Annotated in this window: 23 protein-coding genes; 14 read left to right on the top strand and 9 right to left on the bottom strand. The window is 44.7% G+C overall.

Annotated elements, in window-relative coordinates:
- Positions 1 to 40 precede the first annotated feature (40 nt).
- The 3 genes from FEM33_RS25650 to FEM33_RS25640 all read left to right on the top strand — a co-directional run bounded on the left by FEM33_RS25650 (position 41) and on the right by FEM33_RS25640 (position 4,227).
- The gene (locus FEM33_RS25650) at positions 41 to 1,222 is read left to right on the top strand and encodes a PQQ-dependent sugar dehydrogenase (RefSeq protein WP_139014826.1); all 1,182 of its coding nucleotides are present in this window, start codon (positions 41 to 43) and stop codon (positions 1,220 to 1,222) included.
- Positions 1,223 to 1,291: 69 nt separating this feature from the next.
- The gene (locus FEM33_RS25645; RefSeq protein WP_229214424.1) at positions 1,292 to 1,651 is read left to right on the top strand and encodes a c-type cytochrome; all 360 of its coding nucleotides are present in this window, start codon (positions 1,292 to 1,294) and stop codon (positions 1,649 to 1,651) included.
- Between the two features lie 197 nt (positions 1,652 to 1,848).
- Entirely contained in the window at positions 1,849 to 4,227 is a 2,379-nt protein-coding gene (locus FEM33_RS25640) for a TonB-dependent receptor (protein WP_139014824.1), read from the top strand.
- Between the two features lie 84 nt (positions 4,228 to 4,311).
- Here FEM33_RS25640 and FEM33_RS25635 read toward each other — a convergent pair whose 3' ends face one another.
- Positions 4,312 to 5,778 carry a gluconokinase gene (locus tag FEM33_RS25635; protein WP_139014823.1) on the bottom strand — a complete coding sequence of 489 codons (1,467 nt, stop codon included), beginning with the start codon at positions 5,776 to 5,778 and terminating at the stop codon, positions 4,312 to 4,314.
- Positions 5,779 to 6,026: 248 nt separating this feature from the next.
- On the opposite strand from FEM33_RS25635, the gene FEM33_RS25630 reads away from it, so the two are divergent.
- Entirely contained in the window at positions 6,027 to 6,215 is a 189-nt protein-coding gene (locus FEM33_RS25630; protein WP_139014822.1) for a hypothetical protein, read from the top strand.
- 41 nt (positions 6,216 to 6,256) lie between these two features.
- Here the strand turns inward: FEM33_RS25630 and FEM33_RS25625 are convergent, their stop codons facing one another.
- Positions 6,257 to 7,486: a metallophosphoesterase family protein gene (locus tag FEM33_RS25625; protein ID WP_139014821.1), complete on the bottom strand. Its 1,230-nt coding sequence runs from the start codon at positions 7,484 to 7,486 to the stop codon at positions 6,257 to 6,259.
- Between the two features lie 212 nt (positions 7,487 to 7,698).
- Between FEM33_RS25625 and FEM33_RS25620 the strand changes: the two genes are divergently transcribed.
- Positions 7,699 to 8,214: a DinB family protein gene (locus FEM33_RS25620; protein WP_139014820.1), complete on the top strand. Its 516-nt coding sequence runs from the start codon at positions 7,699 to 7,701 to the stop codon at positions 8,212 to 8,214.
- Between the two features lie 110 nt (positions 8,215 to 8,324).
- On the opposite strand, the gene FEM33_RS25615 is transcribed toward FEM33_RS25620, so the two are convergent.
- Positions 8,325 to 9,311: a glycosyltransferase family 2 protein gene (locus FEM33_RS25615; protein WP_139014819.1), complete on the bottom strand. Its 987-nt coding sequence runs from the start codon at positions 9,309 to 9,311 to the stop codon at positions 8,325 to 8,327.
- Positions 9,312 to 9,505: 194 nt separating this feature from the next.
- Here FEM33_RS25615 and pgeF point away from each other — a divergent pair, with 194 nt between their 5' ends.
- Complete coding sequence (pgeF, locus tag FEM33_RS25610; protein WP_139014818.1) at positions 9,506 to 10,288, top strand: peptidoglycan editing factor PgeF; 783 nt, start codon at positions 9,506 to 9,508, stop codon at positions 10,286 to 10,288.
- Between the two features lie 57 nt (positions 10,289 to 10,345).
- On the opposite strand, the gene FEM33_RS25605 is transcribed toward pgeF, so the two are convergent.
- The 3 genes from FEM33_RS25605 to FEM33_RS25595 all read right to left on the bottom strand — a co-directional run bounded on the left by FEM33_RS25605 (position 10,346) and on the right by FEM33_RS25595 (position 12,185).
- Positions 10,346 to 10,768 (bottom strand): histone H1/H5 family protein, HCT subfamily, encoded by a 423-nt coding sequence (locus FEM33_RS25605; protein ID WP_229214423.1) that lies wholly within the window; start codon positions 10,766 to 10,768, stop codon positions 10,346 to 10,348.
- A 146-nt stretch (positions 10,769 to 10,914) separates the two neighbouring features.
- On the bottom strand, positions 10,915 to 11,445 hold the full coding sequence (locus FEM33_RS25600; protein WP_139014817.1) for an RNA methyltransferase: 531 nt from the start codon (positions 11,443 to 11,445) through the stop codon (positions 10,915 to 10,917).
- Positions 11,446 to 11,564: 119 nt separating this feature from the next.
- Positions 11,565 to 12,185 (bottom strand): response regulator transcription factor, encoded by a 621-nt coding sequence (locus FEM33_RS25595; RefSeq protein ID WP_138281768.1) that lies wholly within the window; start codon positions 12,183 to 12,185, stop codon positions 11,565 to 11,567.
- Between the two features lie 657 nt (positions 12,186 to 12,842).
- Here FEM33_RS25595 and FEM33_RS25590 point away from each other — a divergent pair.
- The gene (locus FEM33_RS25590) at positions 12,843 to 13,472 is read left to right on the top strand and encodes a GNAT family N-acetyltransferase (protein WP_161597229.1); all 630 of its coding nucleotides are present in this window, start codon (positions 12,843 to 12,845) and stop codon (positions 13,470 to 13,472) included.
- A 1-nt stretch (position 13,473) separates the two neighbouring features.
- On the opposite strand, the gene FEM33_RS25585 is transcribed toward FEM33_RS25590, so the two are convergent.
- Entirely contained in the window at positions 13,474 to 14,118 is a 645-nt protein-coding gene (locus tag FEM33_RS25585) for a class I SAM-dependent methyltransferase (protein WP_139014815.1), read from the bottom strand.
- Between the two features lie 21 nt (positions 14,119 to 14,139).
- Complete coding sequence (gene wecB / locus FEM33_RS25580) at positions 14,140 to 15,258, bottom strand: non-hydrolyzing UDP-N-acetylglucosamine 2-epimerase (RefSeq protein ID WP_139014814.1); 1,119 nt, start codon at positions 15,256 to 15,258, stop codon at positions 14,140 to 14,142.
- Positions 15,259 to 15,383: 125 nt separating this feature from the next.
- Here wecB and FEM33_RS25575 point away from each other — a divergent pair, with 125 nt between their 5' ends.
- The 4 genes from FEM33_RS25575 to FEM33_RS25560 all read left to right on the top strand — a co-directional run bounded on the left by FEM33_RS25575 (position 15,384) and on the right by FEM33_RS25560 (position 19,336).
- Positions 15,384 to 16,904, top strand: coding sequence for a lipopolysaccharide biosynthesis protein (locus FEM33_RS25575; RefSeq protein WP_139014813.1), 1,521 nt, complete (start codon positions 15,384 to 15,386; stop codon positions 16,902 to 16,904).
- A gap of 90 nt (positions 16,905 to 16,994) precedes the next feature.
- Positions 16,995 to 17,609, top strand: coding sequence for a class I SAM-dependent methyltransferase (locus FEM33_RS25570; protein WP_139014812.1), 615 nt, complete (start codon positions 16,995 to 16,997; stop codon positions 17,607 to 17,609).
- Positions 17,593 to 18,513, top strand: coding sequence for a glycosyltransferase (locus tag FEM33_RS25565; protein ID WP_229214422.1), 921 nt, complete (start codon positions 17,593 to 17,595; stop codon positions 18,511 to 18,513). Before FEM33_RS25570 ends, FEM33_RS25565 begins: the two co-directional genes overlap by 17 nt.
- 16 nt (positions 18,514 to 18,529) lie before the next feature.
- Positions 18,530 to 19,336: an FkbM family methyltransferase gene (locus FEM33_RS25560; RefSeq protein WP_139014811.1), complete on the top strand. Its 807-nt coding sequence runs from the start codon at positions 18,530 to 18,532 to the stop codon at positions 19,334 to 19,336.
- A gap of 19 nt (positions 19,337 to 19,355) precedes the next feature.
- On the opposite strand, the gene FEM33_RS25555 is transcribed toward FEM33_RS25560, so the two are convergent.
- Entirely contained in the window at positions 19,356 to 20,264 is a 909-nt protein-coding gene (locus tag FEM33_RS25555; RefSeq protein WP_139014810.1) for a class I SAM-dependent methyltransferase, read from the bottom strand.
- 291 nt (positions 20,265 to 20,555) lie between these two features.
- Here FEM33_RS25555 and FEM33_RS25550 point away from each other — a divergent pair, with 291 nt between their 5' ends.
- From FEM33_RS25550 to FEM33_RS25540, 3 genes are all read left to right on the top strand, one after another.
- Positions 20,556 to 21,806, top strand: coding sequence for a glycosyltransferase family 4 protein (locus tag FEM33_RS25550; protein ID WP_139014809.1), 1,251 nt, complete (start codon positions 20,556 to 20,558; stop codon positions 21,804 to 21,806).
- Positions 21,803 to 22,582, top strand: coding sequence for a glycosyltransferase family 2 protein (locus tag FEM33_RS25545; protein WP_139014808.1), 780 nt, complete (start codon positions 21,803 to 21,805; stop codon positions 22,580 to 22,582). Before FEM33_RS25550 ends, FEM33_RS25545 begins: the two co-directional genes overlap by 4 nt.
- 214 nt (positions 22,583 to 22,796) lie before the next feature.
- Positions 22,797 to 25,901: a SusC/RagA family TonB-linked outer membrane protein gene (locus FEM33_RS25540; RefSeq protein WP_139014807.1), complete on the top strand. Its 3,105-nt coding sequence runs from the start codon at positions 22,797 to 22,799 to the stop codon at positions 25,899 to 25,901.
- Positions 25,902 to 25,913: the final 12 nt, after the last annotated feature.

Below are 25,913 nucleotides of genomic sequence, written 5' to 3'. Positions count from 1 at the left end.
CATAACCGTCTTAAACAACAACAAGCCTTTACTTACATTTATGAACCAAAACATTCCTTTACTGAAAAAATACATTCCCCTTGCGCTCGGAGGTGCATTGCTGATGGCATCTGCCGGGCTGATGAGCAACAGCGGTATAAACCCGGATAAAAAGCCTGAAAAGAAATTTTCGGAAGCCAATCTGCAGGTAGATACGGTTGCAACCGGACTGACCATGCCGTGGGCTTCTGCATTGCTGCCGAATGGCGATCTGCTTGTTACCGAACGCGGCGGCAAACTTCGTCTGGTGCATAAAGGAAAACTGGACCCGCAGGAAATTTCCGGTATCCCGGAGGTTTATTACAAAGGACAAGGCGGCCTGCTCGACATTGCGCTGCATCCGGATTATAAATCCAATGGCTGGATCTACATCAGTTACTCTTCTCCGAAAGCGGCTGGCGAAGAAGGCGACGACAACGGCGCCAATACGGCGCTGATCCGTGCCAAACTGAAAGACCATGCATTAACGGATATTCAGCCGCTTTTTAAAGCCATTCCGAATGTAAAAGCCAATGTCCATTTCGGCGGACGCATTGTTTTTGACAAAAAAGGCTATGTGTTTTTATCACTCGGCGAACGCGGACAAAAGGAAAATTCCCAGAATTTGGGCAGAGATCAGGGCAAGGTTGTACGCTTGCATGAAGACGGAAAAATCCCGACCGACAACCCATTTGTAAAAACCGAAGGCGCACGACCTGAAATCTGGACTTACGGCCACCGCAACCCGCAGGGAATGATTATTCATCCTTCAACCGGCGTAATCTGGGAACATGAGCACGGACCTCAAGGCGGCGACGAACTGAATATCATCGAAAAAGGCAAAAACTACGGCTGGCCGCTGATTACGTACGGCATTGACTACGATAACAGCATTATTTCAAAAGATACAGCGCGCACCGGACTTGAACAGCCTGTTACCTTTTGGCGTCCGTCCATTGCACCATGCGGCATGACTTTCCTTACGAATGACAAGTTCAAGGACTGGAAAGGCGATCTTCTAATTGGTTCGCTGAAATTCATGTATCTGCAGCATTTGGTTGTAAAAGACAATAAAGTGATTAGCAGAGAAATTGTTTTTGACAAAATCGGCCGTGTACGCGATGTGCGTCAGGGCTGGGACGGAAATATTTATGTAGTGCTCGAAAATTCAGGAAAAGTCGTCCGCATCAGCCCGAAAAGTTGATTGCCTAATTATTTTTATATGAAGAAATTGCTGACGTTGTTATCTGCCGGTGTTTTTTGTTCAGCCGTTATGCCAAATCAGGACGATGAACTTGCCAAAAGCATTGAGCGCGGTAAAATGATTTATTCGGAAAACTGCATTACTTGTCACATGGGAAATGGCGAGGGCGTTCCTGCCGCTTTTCCTCCGCTGGCCAAATCGGATTACTTTATTAATGCGCCTGAAAATGCAATCAGGGCAGTAAAATTCGGTTTGATGGGGAAAATAAAAGTTAACGGCATTGACTATGACAATATGATGCCTAATCCGGGACTTGGAAACGATGAAATCGCCGACGTCGTCAATTACATCAGCAATTCCTGGGGAAATTCTTCCGACAAGAAAATCGTAACCGAAAAAATGGTTGAAGAAACCAAAGAGAAAAAGTAAACCGTTTTTTCTCATCCAGGTAAAAGCAGGATTTGTCCGACGGCAATCCTGCTTTTTTATTGACTTATTCTGCTCTTGTACAATTCATTCTATCTTTGTTTCTTATTTTAAATAAATCTAAATAAAAACTTGTATCGCAAATATTGCTGAATCATATTTGCCGGATAATTTACTATTTAGAACAATTTAAAATTACGATGAAGCAAATCTATACTTTTCTCCTGTTCATGATGGCTGCGGGCGCGGCATTCGCCCAAAATGGAAAAATAACCGGACAGATTATCAGTTCGGACGGAAAGCCTGCCGAACAGGTTTCGGTGGGTATCAAAGGCAGTTCCAAAGGCGCAGTATCGGATGAAAAAGGAAATTTTACTATTGAAAAAATCAAAGCCGGAAACTATACCGTTCTGGTCAGTTTCGTGGGTCTGGAAACGCAGCAAAAAGACATTGAAGTAATTGCCGGTGAAACCGTGAACGTACTTTTCACCTTGTCTGAAAGCGCCAATCAATTGCAGGAAGTGATCGTAAAAAGCGGTAATCTTTACAAATCGGATCAGGTATCGTCGAGCCTGAAGCTGCTCACTCCTATTCTGGAAACGCCTCAGAACGTACAGGTTGTTACTTCAAAAGTCTTGTCCGACCAGCAAGTAATCAGCATGAGCGACGGATTGATCCGCAATGTGAGCGGCGCAACGCGTCTGGAACACTGGGGCGATCTTTATGCAAACATCACCATGCGCGGTTCACAGATTCAGGCCTTCCGCAACGGGTTCAACGTTGTGAGTTCCTACTGGGGACCGCTTACCGAAGATATGAGTTTTGTAGACCATATTGAATTCGTGAAAGGCCCGGCCGGGTTTATGCTGGCCAACGGCGATCCGAGCGGATTGTATAATGTCGTTACCAAAAAGCCGACCGGAGAAACGAAAGGCGAATTCAGTCTGACGACCGGAAGTTTTGGCCTGTACCGCGCCGCGCTGGATCTGGACGGTAAACTGAGCAAGAACGGAAAATTGCTTTACAGACTGAATGCAGCCGGACAGAACAAAAATTCACATCGAGCCTACGAATACAACAACCGTTACAGCATTGCACCTGTTATTTCCTATCAGATTGACGACAAGACCAAGTTTACTGCAGAATACACGATGCAGTATGCTAAAATGTCAGACGTGGGTTCATTCTATGTTTTTTCACCGAAAGGCTATGCGACGCTGCCCCGCGATTTTACGGCAATGCCTCCGGGACTGGAACCGACCAGAATCAAGGACCAAAGCCTTTTCCTGAATCTTCAGCACCAGATCAGCAAAGACTGGAAAGTGACTGCACAGGTTGCTTACCTGAATTATCAACAGAAAGGATCGAGCATGTGGCCGAATTCCGTAGCACCGGAAGGAAAAATACGGCGTGCAGTAGGCATTTGGGACGCAAAAAGTGAAATGACTTTGGCACAGGCTTTTATCAATGGCGACGTACAAACCGGCGGCGTAAAGCACCGGATTCTGGGCGGAATTGATATCGGTTCAAAAAACTATTTTGCAGACTGGTCACAATCGCATCCGCTGGATACATTGGGCGGTTTGTTTGATCCGATGGCTCCGGTATATGCCGCGCCTGCAAACGGCTTTCCTGTTTTTGACCGTACATTAAATCTGGAAGCCAGAGCGGTAAAAGGCGGCGGAACAATCGATCAGAAATATACCGGCATTTACGCGCAGGACGAACTTGGCTTTGTGGATAACAAAATCCGCCTGACCGTTGCCGGCCGTTATACTTATGTAAGCCAGTCATCTTACGGCGGAACACCGGAAAGTGCGCATCATTTTACGCCACGCCTTGGATTGAGTGTTTCGCTTGATAACAATACGGCACTTTATGCCTTGTATGACGAAGCTTTTCTGCCTCAGTCGGGAAGACTTGCAGGCGGCGGCAATGTAAAACCGATTACCGGCAGCAACCGGGAACTGGGCGTTAAAAAAGACTGGGCCGACGGAAGATGGAATACAACGGTTTCCATTTACCGCATTGTAAAAAACAACGAACTTACGGGCGACCCGAACAGTGGTCCCAATTCCGGGCTGAGCGTCGTTCTTGGACAAAAACGTGCACAAGGCGTTGAGTTTGACCTTAGAGGAACCATTGTAAAAGGCTTGAACCTTACTGCAAACTATGCCTATACCAATTCGGAAGTGACGAAAGTTACAGAAGGTGTCGCAGGCATTCAGGTCGGAGAAGTTGTTCCGGGATTTGCAAAACATACGGTAAACAGCTGGCTGAGCTATAAAGTCCAGAACGGTGCACTGAAAGGTGCGGGCGTTTCTGCCGGGTTTACATATCTGGCGGACAGGGCAACGGCCAACTGGAGTCAAACAAACAGCAGCATGAACCTACCAAATTACTTCAAACTGGACGGCGGATTGTTCTGGGAAAAAGACAAACTGCGGCTTACGCTCAATGCATTCAATCTACTGGACAAATATCTTTATAGCGGCGGTTATTACCAATGGCTGAATGCTTACTACTGGCAATCGGAAGCGCCGAGAAATTACAGGTTGAGCCTTGCTTACAAATTCTGAAAATAAAAAAGTCCCGGAACTTGCGAACCGGGACTTTTTACTAATATCACAAAACTCATTTTACATTTTACAAACTCCATTTTACTAATCCTGAACCCCGGACGCCAGCATAAACTGTGCTCCTTTAACAAACTTTTTACTCAGCTCATCGTACTGCACATGCACTTCCGAAACAGCATCAAATTCTTTGCCGACGGTTGTAAAAGATTTCATTTCCGAGTATTCCTTGTAAACGCCCAGTGCTTTCAAACCCAGCATAGCCGCGCCGACAGCGCCCGTTTCCACCGTTTCATTCAGCATGACCTTTTTACCGAAAATATCCGAAAGCATCTGCACCCATATCGGGCTTCTTGCAAAACCGCCGTTGGCAAAAATTGTATCCGTCTCTTTCATCTGCATCAGGATTTTTCCGATACTGTAAAGGTTCAGCAGAATGCCTTCCATAACGGACCTTGCAAAATGTGCTTTCCCGTGCTGAATATCGAGTCCTGAAAAACCGCCGCGAACCGTTGAACTCCATAACGGCGCACGCTCACCGAGCAGATAAGGATAAAACAGCAGGCCGTCCGAGCCCGGTTTGACGGAAGATGCTTTCTGAAAAACGGCATCATATTCTTCATTTTCAAAGAACGTATTCATCAGCCATTCAAAAATAACCGCACCGTTGTTGGAAGGGCCTCCGATTATATAGTTTTTTTCATCCAGCACATAGCAGAATGTCTGCATATAAGGATCGGAATAAGGCTTGTCCGAGCAGATACGTACGGCCGCGCTTGTACCGATTGTAACGGCCATGGAACCGTTTCTGACTGCACCGCTTCCCAGATTTGCAAGGCATCCGTCACTGGCACCCATAATCAGCGCCGTGCCTTCGGGCAGCTGAACGGCGTTATTCGCAGGCAATTTTTCAATATGATACGGCGATACGGCGTTGGAAAGCTTTTCAGACTTAATACCCAGTTTTTTGAGTGTATATTCATCCCATTTCAGTTCCCGGATATTGAACATTCCGGTGGCCGAAGCAATGGAATAATCCACAACGAAATTTCCTGTCAGGCGATAAATAATGTATTCCTTGATACTCAGAAACTTGCTTGCGCTTTTATAGATCTCAGGCTGATGACTTTTCAGCCAGAGCAGCTTGCAGACGGGCGTCATCGCGTGGATCGGCGTTCCGTTGTTGTAATATATTTTTTTCCCGGTTACGGACGACCGGAGCTTGACGGCGATGTCGGAACTTCTGTTATCGGCCCAGATGATCAGACCCGTCAGTTTTTTTCCGTTCTTGTCCAGCGCCAGTACGCCGTGCATGGCGGCACTGAAACTGATCCCGAGCAATTTGCCTTTTCCTGTACAGGAATCAGCAACTGCTTTCAATGTTTTGCATGCGGCTTCGTAAATATCGTCCGGGTCCTGCTCACTCCAGTCGGGATGAGGATGCATCATTTCATAACTTTCACTGTGTGAGTTCAGTATTGCACCGGAAACGGAATCAAAAGCAACCGCTTTCACATTTGTTGTGCCGATATCACAACCAATAATGTAAGACATTTCTCTTTGTTTTAGTAACAGCGGCTGGCATTCGATTGCAGGCCGAACTGAAAAATTGCACGGAAGCAAATGTATGGATTCAAACCAAGAAATGGATTTATAACGGCAAATTTTAAGTCCGTATGCCGGTCCTTACAAAACGGCCGGAAAGGCACGCTTTCAAAAAATATGCAATACTGGTATAAACTTGAACCGGATTTATTATTTTAGCGGAAACAAACGATTACGATTTACCTTTTTCTGAAACCATGTCCGAAACAACGCATACAAAATCCGGCTCGCTTCCAAGTGCAGTCTATATCATAGCTTTCATCATTCTGTTCATTATACTGGCTGTATTCGGTGATCTTTTCACCTTTATTCTGGGAACAGTCGGACTTATCGTAACATTTGCAGCATTTTACAGGGACGACAGCCATGGCGCCGACCATCACTGACCCGGTACCATCAGCAATGACCATTACAGTAATCTAGAAATTCAACGGACGGCCAGTTCCGGAATGGACTGAAGTATTTTCCATTCGAGCTGGCCGTTCTGCATATTTACTGTCCAGGACTCTTCAAACACGCAGGTATCTTCCAGATCGCGGTATTCGGCTTTCAGATTTTGTTCATCCAGCAGCAGCCGTACAAAGCCGTTATAACCCAGCGCATGTCTTTTAACAACCGTTCTGACGCGGCGGTCATAAAAACCGATTCTTTCAAGATCGTTCGGATCAGGCATTTTTATCTCAACCGGCAATCCGCCATGGCCCAGGCAACGGCCGTATGCAAGCGGCCCGTTTCCGTTTTTTCCCGGATTATAAATGACCAGACGATGATCATGGCCCCAAAGCCATATAACCGGACGCTCTGCTCCTTTCAGCAATTCCTGAATCTGTTCGCCCGGCTTTGCATAATCCTCACGAAAGGCAGAAATGTACGGATGATGGCTTAAAAACAGCAATCCACGCTTGTCGTCCGGATCGCCGATGCGCACAACATCCCGCAGCCATTCAATCTGTTCTTTCTTTAAATGACAGTCCGGCGGTGAAATGATCTCGACAAATGGCCTTCCTACGGATGTATAACCGGTATCCAGCCCGATGATGCGCCAGTATTTGTTTTCAAGACAAAAGAAACCGGCCTGCTGCGTTTTCCGGATTTCGCCTTCCTGAATGTACATGGCCGGCAGCAAATGTTTGAAAAATGCATTGCCGTTGGAATACATTTCATGGTTTCCGGATAATGCCAGGCTCCCGGAAGCGCCGTAATACCACGATGCATAAGGCGCCGTAAAGTTTGCCTCGACTTCCTGCGGGCTTCCTACAAAGTAAATATCACCCATATGAACCGTATAATCGGGTGCATAGCGTGCGACCAGATGCGCAACTTTGTCCGATTCTTCGGTATCACTCGCCCAGTCGGAAAGCAGGGCCAGACTGATTTCCTTGCGCGACGGAACAGACGACTGTAACCTGTAAACTCCGGAATCGCCGTTTCTCGGATACGACTGATACGGATGCCTCGGACCAAATCGGCTTTTGATGTAATGCCATGCAAAACCGACGAGATTGGTTTTAAAAAACTCTGAAATTACATTGGTGACTGATGAAGTGTCCTTTACATGCTTTTCGTAAAGTTCAAGCTGTGTCTTGGCGTGGTTTTCCGCTTCGCTATGCCCCAGATCCAGATACTTTTTTGTTCGATCCTGTGAAGTTTCAGGCATACGTTTGATTTTCGAAATTTTAAGAGTGATTGGTAAATAAAATAATAACTTGACAAACGTCAATGGCTGCCGGTTAAATTTATTGCTCATGCGGATTCAGATTTGTAACCACGCCTTGCGTTTCATTTACTAATAATTTGATCCGGGTGTTGACAATCGCATTAGTTAGAATTACCTTTCCCGTAAATATTAACCACCAAAAACAGAACCTGATGAAACGACTGACAATTACCTGCCTTATGCTTTTTGCAATTCATTCCGCTTTCGCGCAATCCATGCTCAACAAGCAGCTTGCCGACTGGGAAAGAGCCAAAACATACACAAAAGAATATCTGGATGCCATGCCGGAAGACGGCTATGCTTACAAACCAACGCCGGAAATACGCAGTTTTGCAGAACAGATGGATCATATTGCCGATGCAAACTATGCATTTATTTCAGGCGCATCCGGTAAAAAGAGCCCGATGACCAGTTCGGCAGAAAAGATGACCGATCAGTCCAAAGCTGCTGTAACCAAAGTAGTGATGGACAGTTACGATTTTGTAATTTCCAGCCTGAAAGGAATGAGCGATGCGGATATGGCCAAAGACGTAAAAATCTTTAATATGGACATGAAGGCCGGAACTGCGTTTGAAAAAGCATTTGAGCACCAGACCCATCACCGCGGACAAGCTACCGTTTACATCCGGATGAAAGGCATCAAACCGCCGCAGGAAAAATTGTTCTGATTTTCTGTTGAAAACCGATTGCTGTAAAATGCGCTGGTTTTAACAAAATTGCCCGGCAATCTTTTATGATCTGCCGGGCAATTCTGTTTTATAAAAAATATGATTCCTGTTTATGCCCTTCCTTTTTCCTTGATGTTGTAGAGGCCAAGTGCAAGAAAACTGTAAATCTTCATGGCAAACGGAGGTATGATAAAATCGCGGATAATTTCCTTTTTCTTCTCCGGGCCGGGCTGCGCCAGAGAAAGATATTTCATGGCATATTTCATTCTCGGCCAGTATGTATGGCCGTATTCCCTTGAAAAAAGCAACTTGTAATAATAAGATGCTATATTTTTTTTAAGCTTATCGTCATACTTGTATTTCAGCTCTTTGTTGATGTTACTATAAAGCTGAATCCGGTTGAAAAGGAAATCCGCACCGTAGTGATTGTCTGCAAAGCTGGCTCCTCCCCTGTTTTTACGATAAACGGACATCACTTCATCAATGTACCCGATCGGGCCGCGTGTTGCAAACATGATGTTTCTCGGAATATCGCCGCTTGTGGAAAGGTTTGTCCATTCGGGATCGGGATTTCTGGCAAAGTCTTCCCGCCGGAACATCAGGCTTGAAGTCGCAATAAAGCAAAGTTCGTCTTCACCGATCAGATCATCGACGGTTATTTCCGGTTTGGACAACGTATTCACAAGATACGGCGGTGCAGCGTTATCATCGTAAATAACGCGTGCATTGTGATAGCAGGCAGAATAATGCGGGTTGGCGTCCAGCATTTCCGCTTGCTTCTGAAGCTTGTGCGGAGAAATCAGATAATCGTCGCCGTCAAACTGCGCAATGTACTCACCTTTTGCAGCGGCAAATGTGGACAATGCATTATACTTTCCGTTCAGACCCAGATTTTTCGGATGCAGGATAAGCCTGATTTTTTCAGGAAACTTCTGCTGGTATTCCTTTAATATAGAAGCCGTATTATCTTTTGAGCAATCGTCGCCTACAATGATTTCATACGGAAAAGTGGTCTGCTGCATCAGAATCGAGTCCAGCATTTTTGCGACAAACTTTTCATGGTTATAGGTAACTACACAAACACTCACTTTTATCATAATCCCTTTTCATTGATTAAAGCCGTCCGGCCTGCTGCAAATCTAGTTTATTTAACTGCATATAACGGAATGCAACTATTTTCCGGTTCTTTTTGCAACGGTTTTGATACTTTTAAAAACTATTTCCTGCTAAATAAGTTCTCTTGATGTTTGGTCAAGAGAGAAAACCCCATTTCTGAAACTGATTTTTAAACATGACAACCCATTCTGAAATGCCGGAAAAGCCGCTTTACAGAGCTCCCGGCATCTTTTTACAATTCCCGAACCTTATTGCAGCAGAAAGTACACGGCACGGCGGCGTGAGCGAAGGCGCCTATGCATCACTGAATCTCGGCGGTTCGACGCTGGATAAACCTGAAAACGTAGCAGAAAACGTGCGACGTTTTTTCAATGCCTTACAGGTGCCGCTGGAACGTGTTGCAAAATCGCATCAGATTCACGGCGATGCCATTCTGAAAGTGACAGAACCTGGCCGGTTTGAAACTTTTGATGCCCTGATAACCGGTAAACCCGATGTGCAGCTGGCAGTAACAATTGCGGATTGCACCCCGATTTTGATTTTTGATCCGGTTCACAATGCTGTTGCGGCCATTCATGCCGGATGGCGGGGAACGGTAAAACACATTGTACAAAAAACCGTGGCTGCTCTTCAGAAAGAATACGGAACCGTTCCTGAACATTGTTATGCATACGTCGGCACCTGCATCGACGAATGTTCATTTGAAGTGGGTGAAGAAGTTGCAGAACATTTTGAATCCGCTTACAAACGTGCGGATGAAACCAGCGGCAAATATTTTATTGACCTGAAACTTGCCAACCGCGATCAGCTGATCCATGCGGGTCTGAAGAATGAAAATATTGAGGTATCTGCTTTCTCCACTGTATTAAATAACAGCGATTACTTTTCGTACAGACATGAAAAAGGGGTTACCGGCAGAATGCTGGCAACAATTGGAATGAAAACCCATGATCTTTAAACAAAAAAATTCAGCTTTCTGAAAAGCTGAATTTTTCTGCGGATTCCGTGATCAGAATTATTCTGCGGAAGCACTGCTGTTATCCGCTGCTTCAACGGCTTGCGGTAAAGTTTCTGTCGGTTTCGATTCGGTTTTAACAGCTGTTTTGGTATTTGCTGCCGGCTTGGCTGCAACCGGTTTTGCCGGAGGTGCCACCGGAACTTTGGAAGAAGCTTCGGCTACGAGGGCAGCAACTTTTTCATGCTTGTGCTTTTTACCTTCTTTTTTGTCCTTGCCTTTTAACTTCTTTTCAGCATTCTTGGCTTCTTTCTCCTTTTTTTTCTGCGTTTCCTTTTCAAACTTGACGACCTTCTTGGCAAGTTTGGCAGCCGCTTTCTCAATCGATTTCTTTATTTTCTTGGAACCGGCAGAAACGGAATTTATTTTCTCTGAAAGAGATTCCGCAATGTCAACGGTCAGTTTTTTTGTAGCAGATTTCATAATTTAGTTTTGTGAATACATTAACAATATGCCGGACGCAGGGTTAATACTTGCTTTGCAAACAGGAAAAGGACTGTTTTCGCTCACGCTTATAACCTGCAATTACCACTTATAAAGTCGTAAATACCTAATTTTTTGTGTTATATTTATGTTAATTTATTTCTGATATATTCCCAAAAAACAATGCCTGCAGAAACGGATACATTAAACGAGTGTTTTGTGCCGAACTGAGGAATTTCCAGACATCCGTCGGATGCTGCAATGACCTCATCTGCGACGCCTTCCACTTCATTTCCGAACACAAATGCGTACGAAGAATCCGGTTCCGGCATGAAGTTCTGCAGGAGGACGCTTCCTTCGGCCTGCTCCACGCACCAGACCTTGTAGCCTGCGGCTTTCAGATCCTTTACCGCGTCTAACGTATCCGCTACCTTTTCCCAATTCACCGCCAGTTCCGCACCCAGCGCACTTCTGGTTATTTCACGGTGCGGCGGGCTCTGGGTGTAGCCGCATAGTAGAATTTTTTCTGCACGGAAAGCATCAGCCGTCCTGAAAAATGACCCGATGTTGTTCAGGCTGCGAATATTATCAAGTACAATTGTAAAAGGAAATTTATCTGCTTCTTTAAATTCTTCGACCGTCATGCGGCCCATTTCTTCAACGCTCAGTTTTCGCATGAAAGTTTTTTCAACCGATTAAAAATAATAAAATCTTTGCCAAAGGAACAGATCCGTTGTGATACAAAAAATCCCTGCACGCAGCACGCACAGGGATTTTTCAAGTTCATCAAAAAACTTTATTTGATTTTGGTAATGAGTTCTACAATGTTTTTCACACCCAGCTTTTCAAAAATCCGGGCTTTGTAAGTACTTACCGTAGACAGCTGCAAGTTAAGTTTTTCGGCAATTTTGGCGGTACCCAGACCTTCTTTCAGCAAATTCATCACATCCGTTTCACGCGGCGACAAGCTTACAACCGGATCCGGAAGGAATTCCCGCGGATTGATCAGCCTGTTGATATTCATTTGCTGCATATCTTCGCTCATGTATTTTTTATTGTTCAAAACGCTCATAACGGCTGTTTTGAACTCTTCTTCCGGAGCATCCTTGGATAAATATCCGTCTGCACCGGCCTGAAGATACATAAGACCATAAAGTTGTTCGTCATAACTTGAAAACATCAATATTCTTACGCCGGGAGATTTGGCACGAATGGTCTCAACCATTTTGGTTGTGTTGCCGCCCGGAATGTTAATGTCCAGAATTAAAAGATCGTATGGCTTTACTTCAAGCTCCTGAAGTAATTTGTCAAAATCGTCCACATCCGAAATAGTGGATTCCGGAATAAGTGATTTGAGGAGGTGTTTCGTACCGATTCTAACCACTGCATGGTCCTCAGCAATAAGTATGTGTTTCATGTATGGGTTTGAGTCCAATTGAATATAAAATTATCCTGGTGTCAAAGTTAAATTAATCTATCAACTTTATGTGAACAGATACATATTTTTGTTAAAGTTCCTGATAATTAAACCAGAACAATTACGACATTTCCCATCAGGAAAGTTGAATAATAAACAAAAATAGTAATCAACGCTGTATTAAACCTAAAAAAAATCAAATTAGTATATTATTATTTACCAAACGTTACAATATCAGGATATAAATTCTAAAAAACGGCAAAAATATATGCATTGTAACCACTATTAATTATTACTACTATCATACACACACTTAATTCTGAATACAGCTGGCCGAATACCGGTTTCAGCATTCATCTTTTTACAGGAAATTCGCATTGCAACCAGCATTTGGGCTTTTTCCCTGACCTGTATTTTTCTTCCGCACATATTCAGACGCAAGCTTCAGGTGAAATATACACTTTTATGCTTTTTCGTCAAAATGCTGAACATGCTGCTGCGGTATTTCACTGCACCCGAGATCCGGAGGATAATTGGTACTCACCGCTGGCCGCTCCGTTCGGTGGAATCCAGTCTGATGGGAAATGTAATGAAAATGAGATTACTTTCCTTCTAAACTGCATAAAAAAATGGGTTAATCTATTTTCCGGAAAAAAAATGACGATCAAGACGGCTCCTTCGGCTTATGATTTGAAAATGCACATTTTTTATCATAATTGTTACATGAATGCCGGTTTTATTCCGGAAAGTACTTATTCCAGTCATTTTATCCCGGTCAGTCCGGTTCCATTCTGCAACCGCATCGCTGCCGCCGAAAGGCGAAGATTAAGAAAAGCCGTGGATGCAAAATTTATCTCCGGTCCGGATTCTACTGTTTCCTATGAGACCGCTTACGAATTTATTCAGGAATGCCGCCTGCAGAAAGGCTATGCCGTTTCGGTTCCTTTGCTGCAAATGCAGCTGCTGCTGAACGTATTCCCGGATCATTTTCAAATTTTTACTGTGAAAGATACTGACCGGATTATTGCACTTTCACTGACCGTCCGTGTTAACGAACGTGTTTTGTACAACTTCCTTCCGGCAGATCTCTGCAGTTACCGGCAATTCAGTCCGACAGTCCTGTTACTGGAAACTATTTACCGGTTTTGTCAGGAAAAGCAGATCAGCATGCTTGATCTTGGCATTTCTGCTGACGGCAACGGCATTCACAAGCCGTCGTTGAGCCGGTTCAAACAGAACGTCGGCGGAGAAGCATGTGTTAAAATCACTTATTCACAGAAATTCTAGATCAGATGCCCAGACAGTTATTGTCTCTGTAAAACACACTTGTACAGGTTTCAATGCCTACAATCGGCGCCATTCCGATAAAATCAAGCCGCCGGAAGCCTTTTTCAGCCAGAAATTCCTTTGCCTTGCTATACCATTCCCGTTCCGAGTTATCGAGGATCAGAACGCCGTCCGGCGTAAGATAACTGGCAGCAAAAACGGCACATTTTACCCTGTTACGGCCATCGACAACAATAATGTTATAAAAATCGCCTGTTGATTTTACTGCCTTGATGTAAGATTCGCCCAAAGGCTTTTCCAGCACTTTTGCATTCGCCGGAAGCTTCGGACTGATCTGTTTAATCCAGTCGGCATCGTGTTCTACTGCCGTAATATGCTTCACACGCGCTGCATACCATCTTGTAGAGTTGCCCGATCCGTATTCAAAAACGTTGAAATGGGGCTTGATGCGGGGTTTCAGGAAAAGAATAAACGGATACGTATACCACGGAAGCGGGTCGCCGTTGGCGTCCACAGACTGCTTGGTATGAAAGCTTCTGAACCAGCCGTACTGCTTTAAGGCGCCATCCAGAATCAGCTGAACACTTCCGCCCAGACCCATCCCGTTCAGAACGTTCCAGGCATTATTCTTTATTTTTTTGATCATTCTATTTCAGCCAATTGCCGGTTAATTGCCACAAACGTACGAATTAATGTATTTTTCTCTTAAAACCGAAACGATCCTTTCCGCAGCTTTTCCATCCCAGAGCGCCGGAATAATGCCTTTCTTGGCATTTCCTGCAAAAATCTCATGGGCAAGTTTTACAACGTCTTCAGCATCCGGGCTGCTTAGTAAATAATTTGTTCCCGATTCCACCGTAACTGGCCTTTCCGTGGTTTCCCTCAGCGTAATGCACGGAATCTGAAGAAAAGTCGTCTCTTCCTGAATGCCGCCCGAATCCGTGAGCACCAAAGCGGCATGTAATGTAAGGTTAAGAAATTCCAGATATCCTTGCGGTTCCAGCATTTTGAGACCGGCAATGTTTTCAAATTCCTTTTTCAAACCAGTTATTTTCATATGCTGCAAAGTGCGCGGATGAACCGGAAAAACAACCTTTTTTAGCATGGCAATTTTCTTTACAACTTGCAGGATTTTTTTCAACCCTTCCGCACCATCCACATTTGCCGGGCGGTGCATGGTCATCAGCACGTAAGCGTTCGGGGCCACGCCGATGCTTTCCGGAATATTCAGCTTTTTGATTTTTGGAAGATAATAAAGCAGCGAATCAATCATGACATTGCCTGAAAAATGAATTTTGCTTTCATCCACATTTTCTTTTTTCAGATTGACAAGCGCTGCATTTTCGGTAATGAACAACTGATCCGAAACGGAATCCGTCATGATACGGTTGATTTCCTCCGGCATGCGCCTGTCGCCGCTTCTCAAACCTGCTTCCACATGCGCAACGGGAATCTGTTCCTTCACGGCAACCAATGCACAAGCCAGCGTAGAGTTCACGTCACCGGCCACCACGACCAGATCGGGTTTTTCCCTGTAAATCACTTTTTCAAATTCCAGCATAATCCCGGCCGTCTGCTGCGCGTGCGAGCCTGCACCTATGCCCAGAAAATAATCCGGTTCGGGCATTTCGAGCTGCCTGAAAAATAGGCCGGACATGCGTGCGTCATAATGCTGGCCGGTGTGTACAATTTTTGAGCTGATGTCACTGTATTTCATAAATGCCCTGTGAATCGGTGCTATTTTCATGAAATTGGGACGTGCGCCAACGATATTCAGAACTTTCAAAGATTCATAATTTAAGTTTTCAGGCCCAAGTTATAATTACTGTCATTGTGAAGTTATCGCCAATTATCGTTAGGCTATCTTATGCTTTTTGTCTTATTTCGCCCTGTGAACCAAGTAGTACCTCAATGGGGATTATCGTACGGCAGGGATTTAAAAGCTCCATTGTTTCTTATATCGGGGTTATTATAGGCATTTTTAATATCCTGATACTTTATAACCAGTTTCTTACGCAGGAACAGCTGGGTTTGTACGCATCCACGCTGCTTACTTTTCCGGTTATTTACATGTCATTTGCGCTGCTTGGCGTTCCTTCCGTGGCCGTACGCTTTCACAGCCGGTTTCAGGATCATGCATCGCGCAGGCAGCTTTTTACTTTTATAATCATTACACCACTTGTCGGGCTGGCGGCTTTTGCGATCCTTTATCTTCTCTTCAAGCCGCTTTACCTGAAATTTTATCTGGATCATTCCCCGATGCTCGTCAGGTATTATTACGTTTTCATTCCGTTGACGGTCGGTATGGTTTATCTATTGGCACTGGAATCCTATTCGAGGATCAATCTGCGCATTGCCGTTCCTTCCTTGATCCGGGAAGTCGGCCTGCGGCTTGCCAACAGCCTTGTCGTTATTCTTTTCGGCTTCAAGATCATTTCTTTTGACACCATGGTCAATCTTACGGTCGTCAGTTACGCGCTGGCCATTGTCGCCATGCTGATTTACCTGTATTTTCAGAAACGTTTGTATACTTCGCTTGACTTCGGCTTTATAAAACATCCTGCATTTTCCGAAATGTACCGCTACGGGCTGTGGGTTTTGCTGGGCGGAGCCAGTGCCGCGCTGCTTCCGCATATCGAAAAAGTGCTTTTGCCCGCTTTTAAGGGCGGACTCGGCAGCACGGCCATTTTTGACATTGCCTCGCGCATTGCACTGGTTATTTCCATTCCGAGGAACAGCATTGTCATGATCAGCGCACCGATCATTTCCGGAGCATATGCCCGGAATGACCTGGCGCATATTGATATGATTTACAAAAAATCATCGCTTAACCTTTTTATCATCGGTTCTTTCCTCTTTCTCGGAATCTGGTGCAATATCGATGCCATTTTCGGACTTATCCCGAAATCCGACATCTATTCACAAGGCAAATGGGTGGTATTGATGGTCGGGATTTCAAGGATTGCGGATATGATGACGGGCCTGAATTCTGAAATACTGACCAATTCCCGTTTTTACCGTTTCGACATTGTTTTCATGCTTTTTTTCACTGCACTGATTCTTTTAAGCAGCCAGTTTCTCATTCCGCTTTACGGCTACAACGGCGCAGCGGCGGCGGCACTTTTTGCAACCGTAACCTATAATGTAGTCAAACTGCTTTTTATCAGGTACAAAATGGGTATTCAGCCGTTTACAACGGGCACGCTGAAAGTCATTGTTCTTGCCATGGTGTCTTATCTTGCCGCATCCTTCGTGCCCGATCCCGCAAATGGAATCCTTCTGGAATCGCTTGCAGTCATGTTTGCAAAATCGCTGCTGATCACGCTCCTGTTCGGAGGCGGAATTTTGCTCTGGAATGTTTCGGAAGATATCAGCGGCGGCTTTCGCTCGGGCTGGAACCTTGTAAAAACAAGCTTTTTGAAAATGAAATAAGGCCGGCCTTTTGCCATTTTAACTTTTACTATCTTTGGGAAAATAAAACAGCCATTTACACGCCGTTTTATCATTCAATATTTTATTCCGATGTCGCTAACGCAGAAAATTGTTGCCGGTGTTTTAAAACAGCCTTTCAGCTTGTATCAGCTGATGACGTATGATCGTACCAAACCGGTAAATATGGTCGTAGGCTCCATGTTTTCGCTTTACAAGGGCTGGATACATTCCGATATTGAAACCCTCAACCTTTTGAAAAGGAGCGACTGGGAAAAATATTTTGAAGAAAATTCCATTGACAGGATTCTGGCTGAGCACGTTTGGGAACATCTGACGGAAGCGGAAGGAAAGCTGGCATTTCAGCATTGCTATACGTATCTCAAACCCGGCGGCTTTTTACGCGTTGCCGTTCCCGACGGCTATAATCCGAGCGAAGAGTACATTAACTATGTAAAGCCGGGCGGCACCGGAAACGGCGCAGACGACCATAAAATCCTGTATAATTACAAGCTGATGTCCGGCTTTCTTCAGGAAATCGGGTTTACGGTGAAACTGCTGGAATACTTTGATGAAAACGGACAATTTCACAAAGCGCCGTGGAAACCGGAAGACGGCATGATCCGCCGTTCGGCAGATCACGATAGCCGCAACCAGAACGGCAAGCTCGGCTATACTTCTCTGATTATTGATGCTTACAAAAGCTGAAATGGGCTTGTCCGGAAATCTGGCTCCAGTTGTACTGTTTTGCTACAATCGTCCCTGGCATCTGCGGCAGACTATCGAATCCCTGCAGCTCAATTCACATGCTTCCCAAAGTGAACTGATTATTTATTCTGACGGCCCGAAATTGCCGTCGGATGAGCCTTTTATTGCAGATATAAGAAATTACATTGCTGATATAAAGGGATTTAAAACTGTAAAGGTAATTGCCGCAGAAAGAAATAACGGCCTGGCAAAATCGGTTATAAAGGGCGTTAGTGACGTTCTGGAAAAATATGAAAAAATCATTGTGCTGGAAGATGACATGCTCAGTACGCCCGATTTCCTGACTTTCATGAATGAAGCCCTGCATATTTATCAGGAAAGAAAGGATGTTTTTTCGGTCACGGCTTACAGTCCGCCCATTGAAGTTCCTGCCGCTTACAGGCATGATTTGTATCTGGCGCCCCGGGCAAGTTCGTGGGGCTGGGGAACTTGGAAATCCAGATGGCAGCACGCGGACTGGGAAGTAAATGATTTTGACTCGCTGAAAAATGATCCGGACAAAAAACAGGCATTTTCACAAGGCGGCGAAGACCTCTGGCCCATGCTCGCCAAGCAGCAGCTCGGCATGATTGATTCCTGGGCGATCCGCTGGACGTACAGCCAGTTCAAAAACAAGGCATACGGCGTATATCCTGTTAAATCCAAGATAAAAAACATCGGTACGGACGGAAGCGGGACCAATTTTACCTTTAAAACGGGTTATTACGGAAAAGAAATGAATCCGGACAAAGTTTCATTTGATCCTTTGCTGAAACCGGATCCGGAAATGATCACCGCTTTTCGCCGTTATTATCATCTTCCATTTTATTTAAAAATCAAAAACCGGATCAAATACGGGATCTGAATAAAGAAATTCAATTATGTACTGGCTTCGCTATTTGCTTAAAGAACCTTATCATTCCTTGCGCACAACTTCCAATCGCGAGTTTTTAAGGTTGCTGTTTCAGTATGGAAACAGCAAAAGGCATGTGCTTACGCCGGTTCAGTTCAGCAGGTTCAAACTTAAAGTTCCGGATAGTATGTCGTTTTTGTGGCAGTACAAGGAAATCTTTGCGGATGAATTCTATTTTTTCCAGGCACCGGACGCCGAACCTGTCATTCTGGACTGCGGCGCCAATGTCGGAATGAGCATTTTGTATTTCAAGGAATTGTATCCGAAATCAAGAATTGTTGCATTTGAAGCCGAACCTGAAATTGCCTCCTTGCTGCGTGAAAACCTGAATACCAATCAAATCAGCGGCGTGCGCATTGTTGACAAAGCGGTGTGGACGGATGAAAACGGCGTCTGGTTTGGAAGCGAAGCAGCCGATTCTTCTTCCATTTATTCGAATTCAGACAAGAAAAAAATACCTTCAATCCGTTTAAAGGATTTTTTACTCGCAGAAAAAAGAATTGACTTCCTGAAAATCGATATTGAAGGCGCAGAGCAGCCGGTACTTGCCGATTGCCGCGAAAACCTCGGACACGTTCAGAACCTTTTTGTTGAATTCCATTCCTACATCGGAAATCCGCAGGGACTGGCCGAAACCATCAAAATTTTTGAAGAGAACGGGTTCCGGTATTTTATTGACACCAATCAGCACCGCACGCGGCCATTTGCAAATCATCGTTACCGCGGAAATGATTCCATGGATTTACAGTTGAATATTTTTGGCTGGCGGGAATAAAAATGAACGTTCCTGCAAATTATCGGGCATAAGGATTTGGCGGAAAAACATGAATCTGAAAACCTTCTTTTTTCATGGCTTCCATCGTTTCCTGCGAAGGAATTTTCTTGAAAATAACGGCACAAAGCACTTGCGAAGGCATTAACGAAAGTTTTGTAAGCAGGTCATGAACAGCCAGTTTCTTCTTTATTTTCCGGAATGCCGGCGAAGAATCGTCCGCTTTTTCCTTGCTGGTAGCCGGATGATAGTAATTATTGTTGATGCCCTTGAAAGCAACCATCGGAAGTCCGATCCCGTTCGCAAGCTTGTCCATTTCACGTTCGGAAAGCTTGAAAACATAATTTCCAACCTCTTCAAAAGAATACCTGTTTTTCCAGTATTTCTGTAAAAGGGAAGTATCAAAGCGGTCAAAAATGTTTCTTAAAGCCAGCAGCAAAGGCATTTTGGAAATCGGATCATGCGGCTCAATCAATATAATGGCCTCACGCGCAACGCGCAGCATCTCATAAACGCCGAGGTACGGGCGCGGAAAATGATGATATGCTTCCTTGCAGAAAATATAGTCAAAACTGTTGTCTTCAAAACTCAGCTTTTCAACATTCTCAATCGAGTATTTTTCAAAAAATCCATGCGACTGCGACAAAGGAAGAAAGGTACCGGAAATATCCGTTGCAGTTACGTCGAGCCCTTTTCTGAAAAAATAATTGGCATCAAATCCATAACCGTCCCCAACCGTAAGCCACGATTTTTTCTCACTTACAAACGGTTTTGTAAGATCCAGCAAACGATGATGAATCCAGCAATTTATAGTCTTGTTTGCCTCGTCATATTCCCACAGCTCAATGGCTTTATCCTTCGCTTCCTGTGTAGCGTACTGTACTTCATACCATCCGGAATGCGCCTCATGGCTCCGCTTTTCATTGGACATTGTTCCTGAAATCTTAATTTTTGATAAAGATAGTTTGAAGCTATAAAAATCAAGTATTTGCTTAAAATTAGTTGAGATTTTTAGTTTTTACAATTTGCCCGTTGTTATATATTTATCTTCCTCGCTGCTGAAAGCTAATTGCCGACAGCTGATTATTTAACCGCAGAACTATTTAATTTTACCGCAATAAGTTCATTCCCATTATCCGGGAATGATGAAGCCACCGGTTTCAGGCTGCAAAACGGACCTGTAAATCAGTCGCTCATTTCTGAACACAAGCAGTAAATTCAAATGGTGCTTCACCTGAGTACTTTTCATCTGGAAGGCGGAGCCGGCGTTGCAGCGACCCGGCTGCACAGGGCATTGCTCCGTTCCGGATCCGATTCCGGCATGCTCGTACCGGCTGTTCAGCATGAAGAAAATGGCGTGTACGGCCTGGCGAACACCAAATGGCAGGCACGAAAGGCATGGATGCGGTTTGTTGCGGAAAGGGCATTTTTTTTACCTTATGAAAAAGATAAAAGTGTCCGGTTTGCATTTTCGCCGGCCGCAATCGGCGCAGACATCCGTATGCATCCATTGGTTCAGCAAGCGGACATTATTCACCTTCACTGGATCAATTTCGGGTTTCTGTCGCTTCATTCTCTCGAAAAACTGTTTTCACTGGGCAAACCGATTGTATGGACTTTGCATGACATGTGGACTTTTACCGGCGGCTGCCATTACAGCAAAGGATGTGAAAATTTCCTTTCGCACTGCCGTTACTGCCCGTTTCTTGCCCGGCCGGAAGCGTATGATTTGTCATTTGCACAGTTTGAACGTAAAAGATCCATGTACGGCAATGCGCGGATGGCACTTGTATCGCCAAGCCAATGGCTCGATGACATTGTGAAAAGCGCCGCTTTAACCAAAAATATACATGCCCAGAGTATTCCGAACTGCATTGATACCGGTTTGTTTACTTCATTGGACAAGTCAGAAATACGTGCAAGGCTGAATTTACCGCTGGATAAAAAACTGGTTCTTTTTGCCGGCGCCAACACGCAGGACCCGCGGAAAGGTTTTTCCTATTTCAAAGATGCCGTTGCCAAACTGAACCGCAATTCCACAGAAATCGAAGTGCTTGTCCTGGGAAAATCGCGCCCGGAAAACTTTACCGGCTTTCCGGCGAACGTTCATTATCTGGGAAAGATATCGGATCAGCAGGAACTTGTAAATGCTTATAATGCAGCGGATATAATCGCCGTTCCGTCGCTTGAAGACAATCTGCCCAATACGATTATGGAAGCAATGGCCTGCGGAACGCCGGTCGCAGGGTTCAGTACGGGCGGCATTCCTGAAATGATCGATCATAAAGTGAATGGCTATGTTTCAGAAGCCGGATCGTCCGATTCACTTGCAGAAGGGATGCAATGGATTATGGATAACAATACCGGTTATTCATTGTCAAGGCTTGCGCGTGAAAAGGTTATCCGCTCGTATGCAGAAAATGTTATTGCCCGCCGGTATCAGGAATTGTATCAGTCTTTACTTGCACAATGAACACGACACCGCTACTTACGATTATCACGATTACTTACAACGCAGAACGCTTTCTTGAACGGACGCTGAAAAGCGTTGAACTGGCGTTGAAAAATACGGATAATCCGTCCCAAACCGAATACCTGATTATTGACGGAAATTCAACGGACGGAACGTTGGAAATTGCTGAAAAACACAAACAGATTATTTCCAGGATCGTTTCGGAACCTGATCGCGGGCTTTATGACGCCATGAACAAAGGACTTGCACTTGCGACCGGAAAATACATCTGGTTTCTGAATGCAGGCGATGAAATTTACGATGAAAATGTCATGAAAAAGCTTTTCCTGAATTTTGAAAGCCATGCGGATGTGTATTACAGCGATGCCATGCTTGTAAAAGACGATGAAAATGAAGTGGGGCTCAGAAGCCGGTTCACGCCGCACGATCTTCCGAAAAACCTGAAATGGCAGGATTTTGCATTCGGAATGAAAGTTTGCCATCAGGCTTTTATCGCAAAAAAAGAGATTGCCCCTCATTACGACGACCAGAATCTCAGTGCGGACATTGACTGGGAAATTCAGATCCTGAAACGTTCAGATAAAGTGCAGTACCTCGATTTTCTGCTTTGCAAATACCTCCTGGGCGGCATTTCGGTCAAAAATCACCGTCGCTCGCTGATGGACAGATTTCATGTTCTGCGCAAGCATTTCGGCCTCATTCCTGCCCTTTTCAATCACCTGCTTATTTTTCAGAGAGGGTTTCAGTTTGCCCGCCGCAATGGCCGGTACTGGTAAATAATCCAATTTTTAAAAAATTGAACAAGCCCTGAAATTGCGTGATTTCCGGAATTTCTTCATTCCTGCCGACGAACACGACAGTCGTTTTTTGTAAAAATATATTGTAATAAAAAAAGGGATATTAGCAAATATCTTATTACAACATTTGGTTGTTATGCCAATAGAGATATATTTGTTTTAATATAAAAGCAAATAACCAAATCTAACTATTATGAAAAAAGTTTTGCTAGCAGTAATTTTCTGCTTATTGAGTGCATGGCTGTCCGCTTACGGGCAGAGTGTGCAAATAACCGGAAAAGTTACATCTGATGACGAAGATTCTGTATTGCCGGGTGCTACTGTCCAGCTTAAAGGATCAACAACAGGAACACAGACGGATGCCGACGGAACGTATTCCATCAGTGTGCCATCAAACGGCTCTGTACTTGTATTCAGCTTTGTAGGAATGCTTGCACAGGAAATAACCGTAGGCAGCCAGACGGTTATCGACGTAAAGCTTGCAAGTGACTCGCGTAATCTGAGCGAAGTGGTTGTTACCGGTTTCGGCTCGCAGATCAAGCGCGACCTTACCGGAAACATTGCGCAGGTAAAAGGCACTGAAATCCAGAACATGCCCGTTGCGAGCGTGGATGCTGCATTGCAGGGACGTGCGGCCGGAGTTTATGTTAACAGCGGTTCGGGAAAACTGGGGCAGGGAATCAATGTGCGTATCCGGGGCAATTCGTCCATCAGTGCGAGCAGCCAGCCATTGTACGTGGTGGACGGAATGCCGATCACGACATCGGACCTGAGCAACAACGGAGGTGCGACCAACCCTTTATCCGATATCAACTCCAATGATATTGAATCCATTGAGATACTGAAAGATGCTTCCGCAGGCGCCATTTATGGTTCCCGTGCTGCAAACGGCGTTGTACTTATCACAACAAAACGCGGCAAAGCCGGAAAAACCAATGTAAGCATCAACTATCAGCTGGGTTCATCCAAAGCCACAAGACGCGTTGACTTCCTGAATGCTGAGCAGTACGTGAAATTTTATACCATGGCTGCCAATAATCGCGACCGTATTGACGGTGTTGAAACAACGGATCCGGATTCTTACACCCAATACATGCTGGGCCCCGGCGGATTTCTTGAATATTACAGCCTCGGCACTTACAATACGCCAAATCAAAAGGAATATTTGTGGCAGGATCAGGCATTTCAGAAAGGCCCAATGCAGCAGCTTGACTTTCAGTTAAATGGCGGAAGTGAAAAAACAAAATTCTTTTTATCAGGCCAATACCTTGATCAGAAAGGTACCATCATCGGCAACAAACTGGATCGTCTTTCAGCCCGTATGAACCTGGATCATCAGGCATATAACTGGCTGCAGATCGGATTATCCATGGGACTTGCACGTACCAATAACAAGCGTTTGCCCGGAGATAACGCTTTCTCAAATCCATTGCAGATGGCAGCGCTTACGCCTTTGACACCGTTTACCGATCCTGAAACGGGATTGCCTACCGGAACACCTCCCGGTGACGTGAACGTGCCATTGTACTTCAATCCGATGATTTCAATCCAGTACGCAAGTTATGTAGCTACTTCTTTCCGGAACCTTACCAATGCTTATGCTCAGATTAACTTTACAAAAGATCTGAAATTCCGCAGTGAGCTTGGCATTGACCTTTTAAACCAGAATGAGGAAGGTTACTGGCAAAGTCAGAATATCCGCAATGTAAGCAATGCAAGTAGTGGGCTGGGTGAAAACTATGCTACTTTCGTCACCAATTACAATACCAACAACTTTATCTCATATGACAAGATACACAATGCTCATTCTTTCGGAGCGACATTGGGTATGTCGTATCAGCAGTCACAAACGAAGTACAGCTACATTGCAGGAACCCAGTTCCCTTCCGATTCTTACAAAAAAATTGCCAGTGCTGCTACCAAATCGGACGGATCTTCGACCGAAACGAATTTCCGGTTCCTGTCTTATTTTGCACGTCTGAATTACAAGTTTTCAGATAAATATCTGCTTTCAGCAAGCGCGCGTATTGATGGTTCTTCCAGGTTTGGAGTAAACTCCCGTTACGGATTTTTCCCGTCTGTGTCTGCAGGCTGGGTTCTTACCGAAGAAAGCTTTCTTAAAAGCAACAACATCATAAGCTTTCTTAAATTCAGAGGAAGCTACGGATCTACAGGTAATTCAGAAATCGGCGATTTTCCTCAGCTTGGCTTGTATGCAGGAGATGCAGGTTACGCAGGGGCAGCCGGACAGCGGCCTTCGCAGCTTAGCAACCCTGATCTGAGATGGGAAACCACAAAGCAAACTGATTTTGGTATTGATTTCGGCTTTTTCAACAACCGTATTAATGGTGAAATCGACTACTATGTAAAAAAGACCAACGGACTTTTGCTGGAAGTAAATGTTCCAAATACAACAGGTTTCTCTACTCAGGTTGCCAACGTTGGAAAGCTGGAAAACAAAGGCTTTGAATTCGTACTGAACACACAGAACCTTGTAGGTGCATTCAAATGGAACACTTCCATTAATGTCGCAAATAACAAGAACAAGGTTATCGACATTCAGGGACAAATTATTGAAGGAGGAATGAGGAATATGAGCCGCGTTATGGAAGGACAGCCGGTCGGTGTTTTTTATACTGTAGAGTATGCAGGTGTTGATCCTGCAAACGGAGACGCCCTTTTCTATAAAAACACACCCAATCCGGACGGAACAGTGGATCGTTCAACCGTAACAAACAATGGTTATAACAGTGCTACCCGCGTAGCAGCGGGCAATCCGAACCCGAAATTTGTAGGCGGTATTACCAATACTTTCTCTTATAAAGGATTTGACCTGAACGTATTCTTTAACGGTGTTGCAGGAAATAAAATCAATTTTTACGGAGTAGGCCAGTATTCTTCTGCAAACGGCATTTATGAAGACAACCAGACTGCCGATCAGTTGAATGCATGGACGCCGCAAAATCCGAACACAAATGTTCCGGAAGCACGTTTTTACCGTGGAAATGGCAATCAGGCATCCACGCGCTATATTTATGATGGTTCATACCTTCGCCTTCGCACAATGACATTAGGATACAACCTTCCGTCAAGTCTTGTGAGCCGGATCAAAATGGACCGCATACGCATTTATGTCTCTGCTTTGAACCTTGCCACTTTTACCAACTATAAAGGCTGGGACCCGGAAGTAAATACGGATGACATGAGTGAAAGGGATTTGAAATTTGCGCTTGGAAATGATTTTTACACAGCCCCTCAGCCGCGCACGCTGTTATTGGGCGTTAATATCGGTTTCTAATAGCATCAGGTT

The sequence above is a fragment of the Dyadobacter flavalbus genome, assembly GCF_006149045.1.
GTDB lineage: Bacteria > Bacteroidota > Bacteroidia > Cytophagales > Spirosomataceae > Dyadobacter > Dyadobacter flavalbus.
The sequence above is the reverse complement of the archived record's forward strand: the minus strand, read 5'-3'. Positions and strand labels throughout refer to the sequence as shown.